The 12,208-nt window shown below is 59.6% G+C and carries 12 protein-coding genes and 1 pseudogene; 1 reads left to right on the plus strand and 12 read right to left on the minus strand.

Going from position 1 to position 12,208, the window contains the following annotated elements:
* The 12 genes and pseudogenes from M3I56_RS07550 to M3I56_RS07605 all read right to left on the minus strand — a co-directional run.
* Positions 1–393: NAD(P)/FAD-dependent oxidoreductase (locus M3I56_RS07550; protein ID WP_254353245.1), on the minus strand; the 393-nt coding region annotated here is incomplete at its 3' end.
* A 209-nt stretch (positions 394–602) separates the two neighbouring features.
* Positions 603–2,528 (minus strand): sulfate adenylyltransferase subunit CysN, encoded by a 1,926-nt coding sequence (cysN, locus tag M3I56_RS07555; protein WP_254353246.1) that lies wholly within the window; start codon positions 2,526–2,528, stop codon positions 603–605.
* Positions 2,528–3,430: a sulfate adenylyltransferase subunit CysD gene (cysD, locus tag M3I56_RS07560; protein WP_254353247.1), complete on the minus strand. Its 903-nt coding sequence runs from the start codon at positions 3,428–3,430 to the stop codon at positions 2,528–2,530. Before cysD ends, cysN begins: the two co-directional genes overlap by 1 nt.
* 24 nt (positions 3,431–3,454) lie before the next feature.
* Positions 3,455–4,228, minus strand: a complete 774-nt coding sequence (locus tag M3I56_RS07565; protein ID WP_254353248.1) for a 3'(2'),5'-bisphosphate nucleotidase CysQ — start codon at positions 4,226–4,228, stop codon at positions 3,455–3,457.
* On the minus strand, positions 4,225–4,734 hold the full coding sequence (locus tag M3I56_RS07570; protein ID WP_266228870.1) for a VOC family protein: 510 nt from the start codon (positions 4,732–4,734) through the stop codon (positions 4,225–4,227). The genes M3I56_RS07565 and M3I56_RS07570 overlap by 4 nt, the downstream gene beginning before the upstream one ends.
* Complete coding sequence (locus M3I56_RS07575) at positions 4,731–5,903, minus strand: sulfotransferase (protein ID WP_254353250.1); 1,173 nt, start codon at positions 5,901–5,903, stop codon at positions 4,731–4,733. The genes M3I56_RS07570 and M3I56_RS07575 overlap by 4 nt, the downstream gene beginning before the upstream one ends.
* A gap of 30 nt (positions 5,904–5,933) precedes the next feature.
* Positions 5,934–7,043, minus strand: a complete 1,110-nt coding sequence (locus tag M3I56_RS07580; RefSeq protein WP_254353251.1) for a DUF1214 domain-containing protein — start codon at positions 7,041–7,043, stop codon at positions 5,934–5,936.
* Between the two features lie 44 nt (positions 7,044–7,087).
* Positions 7,088–7,705, minus strand: a complete 618-nt coding sequence (locus tag M3I56_RS07585) for a zinc-binding dehydrogenase (RefSeq protein WP_254353475.1) — start codon at positions 7,703–7,705, stop codon at positions 7,088–7,090.
* 21 nt (positions 7,706–7,726) lie between these two features.
* A pseudogene (locus tag M3I56_RS41000) lies at positions 7,727–8,119 on the minus strand (alcohol dehydrogenase catalytic domain-containing protein); the annotation flags it as partial.
* A 297-nt stretch (positions 8,120–8,416) separates the two neighbouring features.
* Positions 8,417–9,331: an ArsR family transcriptional regulator gene (locus tag M3I56_RS07595; protein ID WP_254353252.1), complete on the minus strand. Its 915-nt coding sequence runs from the start codon at positions 9,329–9,331 to the stop codon at positions 8,417–8,419.
* Between the two features lie 112 nt (positions 9,332–9,443).
* Entirely contained in the window at positions 9,444–10,367 is a 924-nt protein-coding gene (locus tag M3I56_RS07600) for an SDR family NAD(P)-dependent oxidoreductase (protein WP_254353253.1), read from the minus strand.
* 40 nt (positions 10,368–10,407) lie between these two features.
* Positions 10,408–11,550: an ecdysteroid 22-kinase family protein gene (locus tag M3I56_RS07605; RefSeq protein WP_254353254.1), complete on the minus strand. Its 1,143-nt coding sequence runs from the start codon at positions 11,548–11,550 to the stop codon at positions 10,408–10,410.
* 29 nt (positions 11,551–11,579) lie between these two features.
* Here M3I56_RS07605 and M3I56_RS07610 point away from each other — a divergent pair, with 29 nt between their 5' ends.
* Positions 11,580–12,170, plus strand: a complete 591-nt coding sequence (locus M3I56_RS07610) for a MarR family winged helix-turn-helix transcriptional regulator (RefSeq protein ID WP_254353255.1) — start codon at positions 11,580–11,582, stop codon at positions 12,168–12,170.
* The last annotated feature ends 38 nt before the right edge of the window (positions 12,171–12,208 follow it).

Consider the following 12,208-nt stretch of genomic DNA (forward strand, 5'->3'; position numbering starts at 1 on the left):
CCAGCGCGTGACGTTCGCGAGGCTGATGACATAGTTGCCGTGGTTCTTGAAGTTGTCGGGCAGCGCCCAGTTCGGCACCGATTTAGCCCCCGTTTCGGAAAGAAAAAGGAACTTGTCCTCGGTCACGGGCACGTTCAGCGGTGCGCCTTGCTCTTTCCAGTCCGGCATCAGCTCGTTCAAGGCACGCGGATCCATGACCGCGCCCGAGAGGATATGCGCCCCGATTTCCGAGCCTTTCTCCAGCACGCAAACGCCGACTTCAGCGCCTTTCTCCGCGGCCAGCTGCTTCAGGCGGATCGCGGCGGACAGCCCGGCGGGGCCGCCGCCGACGATCACCACGTCGTATTCCATCGACTCGCGTGGACCGTGCCCTTGCTGATTCTCCTCCGCCATCCCCACTCTCTCCCTGGCCTCGTAACGTCGCCATGCTCGTTGGACTCTTGCCCGTCGAGGGCGCCATCAACACGGGAATCGCTTCCAGCATCTCCCGTAGGTGACAGCGAGGAGTATATATAAATGAATGACGTATAACAATATGAACGGCGGCGGTGGTGAAGGCGCCACATGAACGAGCGCCTCCACGCGCACGGACCGCCGCCGGCTCAAAGTGGGGTGCCTCGATATACGTCGAGGAAGCCCACCGTCTGGAGTTTGTCGAAGATCGCTCCCACGGCCGCTTCAGGAGACGATTTCGTGGTGTCTATGCGCATTTCCGGATTCTGCGGACGCTCGTAGGGCGAATCGATGCCGGTAAAGTTCTTCAACTCGCCGCAGCGTGCCTTCTTGTAGAGGCCCTTCGGGTCGCGCTGTTCAGCCACTTCGAGGGGAGTATCGATGAAAACTTCAATAAATTCGCCATCTTCCATGAGATCGCGCGCCATGCCTCGTTCGGAACGGAACGGCGAAATGAAGGCAGTGATCACGATTACGCCCGCGTCGGCCATCAACTTCGCCACCTCGGCGACGCGCCTGATATTCTCCACGCGATCCTCGGCCGTGAATCCGAGATCCTTGTTCAACCCATGTCTGACGTTGTCGCCATCGAGTAGATAAGTGCGCTTTCCCATTGCATGCAGGCGCTTCTCCAGCAGATTGGCAATGGTCGATTTGCCCGCCCCCGATAGTCCGGTAAGCCAGACAACGCCACTCTGATGCCCGTTCAGCACCCGCCGCGCGCGCTTGTCGACCTCAAGCGCCTGCCAATGGATGTTGCTTGCGCGGCGCAACGCGAACCGCAACATGCCCGCGCCAACCGTATTGTTGGTCATGCGATCGATCACGATGAAACCGCCCGTTTCGCGGTTATGCTCGTACGGATCGAAGGCAATCGCGCGGTCAAGCTCAATTTCCGCGACACCAATTTCGTTCAAAGTAAGCGTCTCGCCAGCCACGTGTTCGAGCGTATTGACATTCACTTTGTACTTGAGTGGCATTACGGTTGCCGTAACGGTCCGCGTGGCGAGTTTGAGCAAATAGCTGCGCCCGCGCAGCATAGGCTCGTCGCTCATCCACACGAGTGTCGCTTCAAACTGGTCGGCGACCTGTGCGGGCGAATCGACTGTCGAAATCAGGTCGCCGCGAGAAACGTCCACTTCGTCAGCAAGCACGAGCGTGACGGACTGTTCAGCGTAGGCCACGTCGAGCTCGCCATCTGCCGTCACGATTCGGGCTACGGTGCTCTCCCGTCCCGAGGGCTGTATCTGTACGCGATCCCCCTTACGCACCGCGCCGGATGCGATCGTTCCAGCGAAACCACGAAAATCGAGGTTGGGACGGTTGACCCACTGGACCGGGAAGCGGAAGGGCTGGGCTTGCAAGCGCGCCTCGTCGATCTCGACAGTCTCGAGGTGATGCATCAATGAAGGACCGTCGTACCACGCAGTCTTTTCGCTTTTCTCAATGATGTTGTCGCCGTTCACGCCGGAGATCGGAATGGCCGTTACCCCTCGAATACCGATCCTCTCCACAAAGTCACAGTATTCGCGCGAAATTTCATCGAATCGCTCGCGCGAGTAGTCGACGAGGTCCATCTTGTTGACCGCGAGCACCACGTTGCGGATACCGATCTGCGACACAAGATAGCTGTGTCTGCGAGTTTGCTGCAGCATGCCCTTGCGGGCGTCGACCAGGATAATGGCCAGATCGGCCGTCGATGCTCCCGTGATCATGTTGCGGGTGTACTGCTCGTGGCCTGGCGTATCGGCTACGATGAATTTGCGGCGATCCGTCGAGAAGAACCGGTAGGCGACATCGATGGTAATGCCCTGCTCGCGTTCGGCCGCCAGGCCATCCAGCAGCAACGCGTAATCTATCGCGCCGCCACGCGTACCTACCTTCCTGGAATCGGCTTCGAGTGCCGCGAGCTGGTCCTCAAACAGCATCTTCGACTCGTACAGCAAACGGCCTATCAGTGTGCTCTTGCCGTCATCTACGCTCCCGCATGTGATGAATCGAAGCAAGCTCTTCGTTTCGTGCTGTTTCAAGTACCGCTCGATGTCGGTGCCAATGAGTTCGGAGACGTGTGCCATCAGAAGTACCCCTCTTGCTTCTTTCGTTCCATCGAAGCCGCCCCATCATGATCGATAACGCGGCCCTGCCGTTCCGAGGTTGTCGTCAGGAGCATCTCTTGAATGATTTGCGGAAGAGTCGTGGCGCGCGACTCCACTGCACCGGTCAACGGATAACAGCCGAGCGTGCGAAAGCGCACGATCTTCTCCTCCGGCCTTTCACCCGGCTTGAGTGGCATACGGTCGTCGTCGACCATCACGAGCACGCCGTCCCGCTGCACTACCGGCCGTTTCGCTGCGAAATACAATGGCACGATTGGGATGTTCTCAAGGTAGATGTACTGCCAGATGTCAAGCTCAGTCCAGTTCGAGATCGGAAACACACGAATCGACTCGCCCTTGTTCTTGCGCACGCTATACAGGCGCCATAGCTCGGGCCGCTGGTTCTTCGGGTCCCACTGATGTGTTGCACTGCGAAACGAAAAGACGCGTTCTTTCGCGCGCGACTTTTCTTCGTCTCTGCGTGCTCCGCCAAAGGCCACATCGAAACCGTGATTGTCGAGGGCCTGCTTGAGACCCTGGGTCTTCCACATATCCGTGTGGACTTGCGATCCGTGATCGAACGGATTGATTCCTAGTGCCTTTGCTTCCGGGTTCTGGTGAACAATCATTTGCATTCCCGTCTCACGCGCCATGCGATCGCGCATCGCGTACATGTCGCGAAACTTCCACGTGGTATCCACGTGCAACAGTGGAAACGGTGGCGGTGCGGGATGAAACGCCTTTTTCGCGAGATGGAGCATGCAGGCGCTGTCCTTTCCGATCGAATAAAGCATCACCGGTCGCTCTGCTTCTGCAACGACTTCTCGCATGATATGAATGCTTTCGGCTTCGAGCCGTCGCAGGTGAGTCAAAGTGGGCATGACAGGTCCTTCAGGAGGAACGATTCATTGCGAGGCCGCGATAGCGCCCAGTATCGATTCGGCAACCTCGCGACGACAGATGAGCAGATCCGGCATCGCGGCGTCTGCGCCGTTGTATATGCACGTGCTGCCGTCAATGCGGCTTGCGTGAAGGCCAGCAGCGAGTGCCACCCCCACCGGCGCACACGAATCCCACTCGTATTGACCACCGGCATGGAGATAGGCGTGCGCCTCGCCTCGCACGACCGCCATTGCCTTGGCGCCTGCAGAGCCCATCGGCACGAGTTCAGCGTTCAGGCGTTCCGCGACCTTCTGTGCAAGATCAGGTGCCCGGGTGCGGCTAACGAGAATTTTCAGTTGCCCTTGTGGCGCAGCGGGTAAGGTTGCCGGCGAGCCGGTTGCGAACGTTATCCCCAAAGCCGGTAGCGCGACCGCGCATGCGTCCGGCTTACCTCTCACGGTCAACGCAACGTGGACCGCCCAGTCGCTGCGCCCTTCGATGCGCTCACCATACTCGCGGGTGCCGTCGAGCGGATCGATGATCCACACCCGATTGCAAATAAGGCGTTTCGGGTCCGGCACCGATTCCTCGGAGAGAAAGCCATCGTCAGGTCGTACGTGGCCGATGATTCGCGCGATAAGCTCATTGGCCGTAGCGTCGCCGACTGCGCCCAGAGGTTTGCCGGCAAGCACCGCCGATGCGCGTATCGCGTTCAACGCATCACCGGCCGCCGTCGCGATGCGAGCAGCGAGGCGATGGTCGTCATCCAGCGCGAACGCCTCTTCGAGTACGTTCATCGCAGTGCCCCGTTGCGCGGCAATTGCTCCATTCCTGCGAGACCCGCGGGCGTATACCAGATGTGTTCGATATAGTGCCCCAGCGTAGCGCGGTGATCCGTGTAGAAGTAGCGGGCCGCGCCCGACGACTGGCCGTCGACAACAATGGGCACACCTCTCGCAGCCATTTGCTCTCGTTGCGTATCGAATGCGGCTTCGCTTTCGATCAACTGGGCGATGTGATGGTGACGAATTGCGAAACCCGTTTGAGGCAACGCCTCGCGGTAGATGCGATCGTCGCCCGAAAGCGGTTCGATCAACTCCAATTGCGTTCGTCCAACGAACGCGAGGGCGATATTCAGCTTGCAGTGGCGGCCGCCCATGGACTCGATTTCAATTCCGGGCAACCGCGCCCACGCCGGAACGTTGTGTTCAGAAGCGAAGCGAGCAATCGCCTCGTCCACATCAGTCGTGACATAGGCAATCTGGAGGAAGCCGGAAAACGGCGAAAGCGAAGCAGTCTTCATCTGTCGAGCCCATAGGTGGTCATGTAGCGGGAGAAGCACTCCCTGATCGCATCCGCGGCGAGACCAAATTCGTCAAGCGTGTAGCCATGGGCACCGTGAGCGCGCTCCGGATTCTGCTTGACACGCTCGCGCATCGCCTTCTCTGTTTCCGCACTCAGCCCGAAACCGAAGTGACTATAGATCCGCCTCACCGCGCCGATCGGGTCGACCTGAAAGTCCTTCTGCCGGATATCGACGAACTGCCCCTTGGGTAAATGCGCACGCGCCTCGATTGCCGCTTCGCTCGCTCTCGCCCAATTCTCAACTTCCCGTCGGCCGATCTCGTGCTTGTCGACTCGCTCGCCCTCGGAGACGCGGCGCGCCATCGTCAGCACACTCGCGAGCGAAGGGAGTGCCTGCGTCGGGTCGCGGTGCGTCTGCACGACACAGGCATCGGGAAAGACCTCGAAGAGAGCGGGCAACTGCATGATGTGGCCGGGATTCTTCAGCAGCCACGTCTTCTCGCTATCGCGCGCTCCAATCAAGTCAATGGCCTTCGCGAAGTAGCGATATGCGGGCAACTCGCTTTGCTCGCGCCACCAGCTATCGTATTGGGGCACGCGGAATGACGACCCCCAGAGGTTGCTGCAGAATCCCTGCTTGAGGATCTCGAGACATTCGTCCACCTCATCGGCCACGATGTTGTGCGCTGCGCGCATTTCAGGCGCGGCGTTGAAGAAGGCTTCGAGCCCGGCCGCGGTCGCCCGGAACTGTGCATGGCCGCTCCACGCCTCCCGCGGGGGGCGAGGCTGCGGAAAGACCGTCAACCATTTTTCCAGCCCCTGGAACTGAGGATCCACCGAGAGCAGCTTATGCAACGCTGTTGTGCCTGTTCTGGGTATTCCCGTTATGACGAGCGGGCGCCGCGGAATTTTCTGCACGGCGCCGGCATGTTTGCGTAGGCCATCTACGAGCACCAAGCGCGAAATCAGCGCGCCGACCAGCGCATTCCAGACGAACTCGCGCCCTCCGGGTGCGAAGCGCGGACCGTCGTCGTCGAGCGCAATCAAAAGCTGCGTCAGACCCGGCATGTACTCCGCGCCGACTCCGAAATCGTTCAAGCCGGCTGCGCCGCTAGCGGCAGCATGGAGCGCATCCTCCGCGCCTGTGAATCGTCCAGGCAATGACATGTGGCATCTCCTTTAAAACATTTGTTGTACTTACCAACGCCGCCTCAACTGCGCGCCGATGCGTCGTTCCCGCAAGCGCTTCTCACGCTCGCTCTCGTCAACAATAGGAGTTTGCGCTGGCAGGTGATTGCGAACGTCAGCCAATGACACACGCTTGAGCGTCGGGACAGGCTCCGAACTGCACGCATACCATCTGCCTATCGCCGTGCCGCGATTGATGCCGCAGGTATCGAGCCAGTTCGGCACACCCGGATCACGATGAGCAATCACAGCGCGAAAATGCCCGTCTTCGTCGACGTGAGCCTGATGTCCATTGAGACTGCTTTGATGATCGATAAAGTCGAGCGTGTTGAAAAGCGCGTCATTCAACTGCACGTTCCAGTAGCGTTGTGTCTGCGGCAATGCCGTTTCAAGGATCAGCGCCTCGTCGGGACCAAAGTCGAAAATCGCCTGCCAGTAAGCCTGTTTCGCGAGACCGCCGCCGAAGATAAAGAACTCGAATTCGTTCACCTTGCTACGTGCACGCAGTTGCTGCATATGTGTGAGCCAACGGCGTGACAACCGGCCCGCATAGTTCATCAGTTCGCCGGTTCGCCGCGCGATGTCCTCGTACCCCATCAGTGGCTTCGTGAACGGCGCGTCAAGACACTCGATGGCGACACGCGCGTCGCGCTCCGTACCCCACGCATAGGAACGCTGGCGCAGCATCGCAAAGTCGGCTTCGCCATGTAGCGGCAGCCAGTTACCCTCGTAACCGACCGGCCGCTGCGCACTCAACAGCACCTGGAAGTTCCCGTCGTCGTCGATCTCCAGATCGTCGAGATCGAATTGACCGAGCGGAGGATGGATTTCGTCGGTGGTTCCCATGATGCCGCGGCCGATATCGAGCGTCAGCAGATGCACGCTTCCACGCTCTCCCACAAGCCGGTATCGCAGGTCGCCGCGTAGTGGGGCGATGAAGTACGTGTCGTCCGGATTTGGCTGCAGCATGAACACCGAGTTCAGGAAGGGCAGCCAGTCGGGATGAAGTGGATCGGACTGGAAATAGATGAAGTACGCAAGCGAGAGGTTCATCTGAAACTGACGATACAAATCCGCCCGCGTTTGAGGGTCGTCAGGCGTTTCGGTCAGTTCGAGCAAGTTCTCGGCCTCGCCGAGCCTGGCAAGATAGTCCCTCCACGATTTCAGCTGAGCCATGGATTCACCATGACCTTGCATTGCGTCGAGCGATTGCGCAGTGCTTCAAAAACTTCAGGCAGTGCGTCGAGCGAAATGCGATCCGTGATCATCATGCGCGGTTCGACATGGCCCGCGTCGAACACGTTCGCGACATGCGTGAACTCCCGCATGCTGTATGTAACAGCGAACAGGATCCGCACTTCCTTCCACACAGCCGCAGCGGGAACGAATTGATCGGGGACCGTGCAAAAGCCGAGCACGATCACGTCGCCCTGCGGCTTGACACACTGAATCGCCTTCGCGATCAGGTTCTTCTGTCCCGCGCATTCGAATACGACGTCCGGTGCACCTTCAAGCACATCGGCGGCCAATGTCGACAGATCTTGCGCGGCGTCGGGTACAACGAACGCATCGGCGCCCATATGCCGCGCGAGCGCCTCGCGGCGTAGTGAGGAAGCGGTCGCAACGATGCGTCCCGCGCCGAGCCGCCGCGCCCAGAAAGTCGCTGCGAGCCCCACGGGGCCTGCGCCAATCACCAGCACCTTCGCACCCGGCGTCAGTTTCGCGAGCGAGACGCCGTGCAAGCCAACCGCCATCGGTTCGATGAGTGCACCGTCCTCCATGCTCAGCGTCTTGGGAAGCTTCGTCGCGACACGCTCCGCGACGACGGCATACTGCGCAAACCCAGCCGCGGCGCCCTTGAACTCCGCACAAAAGTTAGGCTTTCCCGCAAGACAGGTGACGCAATGCCCGCAACCCGTGAACGGGAGCGCCGTAACAGAATCTCCGACCCTCAACTTCTCCACACCCTTTCCAATCGCAATCACTTCTCCGGCAAATTCATGACCCAGTGTCGAATTTTCCGGAAGCGTGAAGTGCGGCGCGTGCCCGTCCGTCATGTGAAGATCCGATCCGCAAATCCCGCAGCGGTGAATTTCCAACACAACTTCGCCCACACCCGGAGTTGGATCTGCAAGACTCCTAACTTCTAGCGGCGAACCTACGCCCGTGAAATATGCGGCTCTCATCGATCGCATCTCCGTTTTGCGTGAGTGATCTGCTCATGTCGAGCACCTGGAACTTACTTTACTGGGAAAGTAATTCGATTCCACCAGGTGTTTTTACGGAGAGTGCGCAGGAAATTCGCCTCGGCGACTATTGCTGCCGAGCGATCCCGCTGCAAGAAGACATGCGGCGTAGGCCCGGTCAGCTCACCGTGGCTGGACGAAGATGAGAGAAATGGCCGGCAAAGGGTGCCGGCGTGAGTGCTGCGTAGCGAACCGCTGCGCAGCGCAACGGGACATTTGGCGCCGACGGCGTTCGACGAGAAGATATCAGCGGCGCTCGCTGCTTCGACGCACAGCCTCTGCGTCGGCAAATAGCTGAAGTTCGCGCAATAGAATCGAGAGCGCAGCCCGCCGTTCCGGCGCCATATGACTGGACGCCACCCAGTCGGTTCCGTATGCCCCTTCGCGGAGAATGTTTTCGAGGACTTTGCGCGCTCGCGGCTTCATTCGCACGAGAATTCCGCGTCCGTCCGCCGGGTCCGGCGTTCGCTCCACCAAGCCCATCTGCTCCAAGCGGCTCACGCACTTCGTGATGCCGCCAAGCGTCATCGCCAGCGGCTTCTGAAGCTGCGTCGGCGACTGTGTATAAGGTGGCCCCGAAACCAGCAGCGCGTCCAGCAGCAACAACTCGGCAGCCAGCACGCCCTGGCTCGCGGCGGCCTCTTTGAGTGCCTGGTCGATGTGTGTCGACAGCCGAAGCAGTCGTTGCCCGATAAGATAGACGTTCGCGTCTTCGGCCGGCCACTCGCGCGCCCACGCCGCGGCTTGAGCGTCGAGGGCGTCGCCAGCTTCGGGGCTTACCGGTGTCTGCAACGCGACGCACTCCGCGAGGAATTGCGCTTCGGCGTGCGCGCGCTTCGAATAGAGCGCCTCGCCGCTATCGTCGTGAGCCACATCGACCCAGCCCGCCTCGTCGAGTGCACCCAGGTGATCGAGCACACTCGCGCGCGATATGTTCAGTCCGCGCGCCAGCCCGGGCGCGCTTTGCGCACCTGCGCCCAGCAACGACAACAGTTGTCGCCGGGTAGCGTCCGCGAGTGCGGCAAAAAGTGAATCGGCGGTCTTGCGAGCACCCATACCATCATCGTTCGGTTGAGACCCGCGTGCCAGATGGCAAATGCTCGTAACGAGCCATAGGCGACATGACGTGATCGGTAGCTCTACGGCTCGCGTCAACGCCATACAGGTGCCGTTTCCTGTAACGGGGTCATTTCGGCAACGCTAAGTTACCAGAAAAATCCGCCCGCAGAACAACACAACAAAGCGCCGTGCACGCCCAGCGCGCACGGCCCAACTATTGTCCAACGAGATCGTAAGCAGCAAGTGCCGCAATCTCCGTCACGCCGCCGTCCACTGGCAGGCATGTGCCGGTAATAAATCGCGACTCGTCGCTTGCGAGAAACAGCGCGGCAGACGCAACGTCCCACGCGTCTCCTTCCAGCGGAAGTGGTGCGATCTTGCGGCGCCGCTCGCGCGCCTTCTCATTGAGCATGCTCTGCACCATGGGTGTAAAGATGTGCCCCGGCGCGATGGCGTTGGCACGCACATGTTCACGGCCGTACATCACCGCTAACTCGCGTGTGAACGCAACCATGCCTGCCTTCGATGAACCGTACGCGGCTGACCCGTGACTGCGTATGCCAGCAACCGAACTGATATTGACGATTGCCCCGCCTCCGCGCGCCACGATCTTTGGCACCGCACTGCGACTCATCAGGAATGCGCTCTTCAGGTTCACGTCCATCACGCGGTCCCACGACGCCTCGTCGATATCCTGCAACCGTCCCGGCGCGCCTGAAATTCCGACGTTGTTCACGAGTATGTCCAGGCCACCATATCGCTCAACGGTCTCTTCGACGATTCGCGCGCACACGGCTGCATCCGTGATGTCACCCGTGCAGACGAACCCCTCACCGCCGGATTCGGTAATCAATGCGAGTGTCTCGGCAGCCCTTTCGTACTGCTGATCGACAAGGCACACGGACGCGCCCTCAGCCGAAAAAAGACAGGCAATCGCCTTGCCCGTGCCGTAACCTTGCCCGAGCGACCCCGCGCCAGTGACGATCGCGATCTTGCCGCTCAAACGCTGATAAAAAACTTTTGGAGAAGGCATGTTGTAGTCGAATGATGTAGTCGCTCGCCACTCAAAGCATTCGCGCGCTTGTGTGCCCGGTGTGGCTGTCCATACGCGCGCGCTGGAGTCGGCATTTTCGACCAAGCTTAGTCTCATGAGGACGATAATGCAACACATAGTTGCATTATCGTCCTTTGCGATCACCTGAGCCTACTCTTCCGTGATCCACCAATGCCGCGCCAAAGCGCGCCGCGTAGGCTGTGTTCACCGCCTCCGTCTGGAAGTGTGTCTCGTTGATGGCGAAGATGAAGTAGCCGTATGCCAGATCGCGTCGATAGTCTTCCCAAGCTTCGTCGAACGAGGGCGCCTCGACTCCGCCAGTTGCCAATTGCGATAAGTAGTGCTCGAGCAGCGGCCGCTCCCACGCGCGACGGTCTTCGATATCGAGCGCGCAGCCTATGTGGTAGGCAACCTCCAGGCTCCACGGCGCCCGGCTTACTTGAGCATCGAAAAAGCCTGGTGTTCCGTCTGGCTCGACGAACAGGTTGCCTAGATGCGTGTCGCCATGAATGAGACACACGGGCTTTCCTTTGTGCTGGCTCGCAATGTCTGCGAGCGCTGCCACCATCCATTCACGACCGTGCAGGTACCGGCTCACGGCGGCCCCTCGCGGAAGCGAGACGTAGTGGGCCCACACATCCGGTTCCAGATAGCGATTCTGATATTCCAGCGACCAGTCGGAAAAACGCTCCCCCACCCAATCAAAGCGGCCGCCCATTTCAAATTCGGCGCTGTTCCAGGTTTGCGCGTGATAGCGCGCCATCGCACTCAAACGCCGTTCCACCTCTTCGTAGCGTTGCGATCGCTGCGCCCTGCAAAAGCGAGCCTCGCGCTGCTCGAGGTCTTCCATCACGACGACAGATTGCCATCGATCGGGATCCGCGCCCGCATAGAAGCATTTCGGCGCGTTCATATTTATGAATGGCAAAACGTCACGATAGAACCGCATTTCATTGCGGTACATGTCCTTCATTGACTCGCTGTGATCCTGAAAGCCACCTTTTACGATCATGCGCGAAGGCAGCGCCATTTCCCTGCCCACATCGTTGTACTCGAGCGCCACGCGCACTTTCGTCGACGTCCCAGGCAACACGGCTACGTGGTTGCACGAAGTCACTTCCACGCCCGCGAAGCGAAACGCGAGTGCCGACGTGAGCCACTCTGCGGTCACGCCTTCCACCGTGACCGGCAACGACATGTCACTCATCACAGCAAATGCAGACAAGATTTCCCCCTGGCGATTGAAATACGCAAGCCGCGTGCGCATCGTCGCGCACAGAGTCGTTCGACCGCAACATGGGGAAAACCACACCTGGTCGAGCGTTGCATATTTTGAATGCCGTGCATATAGTTGCTTACAGATGCAGATACTTTTTTGGCAGGTACCTGATGAATCTCCTTGACGCACCCGCACTGGTCCATGACTTCGCCGGTGCCGCACCGGCAAGAATGCTCGCCCCGGAGGAATACCGAACTGAAGAAAGCGTGGCCTTCAAGATGAATCTGGTTCACCTTCTGCTGGGCAACGAAATCGACCGGAAGCTTGCCGCCAGCGGACTTTCCGCTCTCCAGTGGGGCATCCTGAAAGCGCTCTACGACGAGCGCGCACGCACGCCCACCGCACTCTGCCACATCCTTCTCGCGGACAGTGGCGCAATGACCCGGAAGCTCGATTCACTCGAAAAGCGCGGATTGATCGAGCGAATCCGAAGCATTTCCGATAGACGCAGCGTCGAACTCGCATTGACGGCAAACGGCCGTGGATTGCTGCGCGAGACCCTGCCGCACATCGTGGAAACGAGCAACCGCCAGCTTCACGGCTTCACGATGGACGAAGTCGCAACCGTCAAACGTCTTCTCGAGCGAATGATCGTCAACCTGAGCTGAACGGCTACGTCCATGCCCGAATTGAGCGACGAATCCGC

Origin of the sequence: Paraburkholderia sp. CNPSo 3281 (assembly GCF_024206515.1) — a bacterium.
In the GTDB taxonomy this organism is placed as follows: domain Bacteria; phylum Pseudomonadota; class Gammaproteobacteria; order Burkholderiales; family Burkholderiaceae; genus Paraburkholderia; species Paraburkholderia nodosa.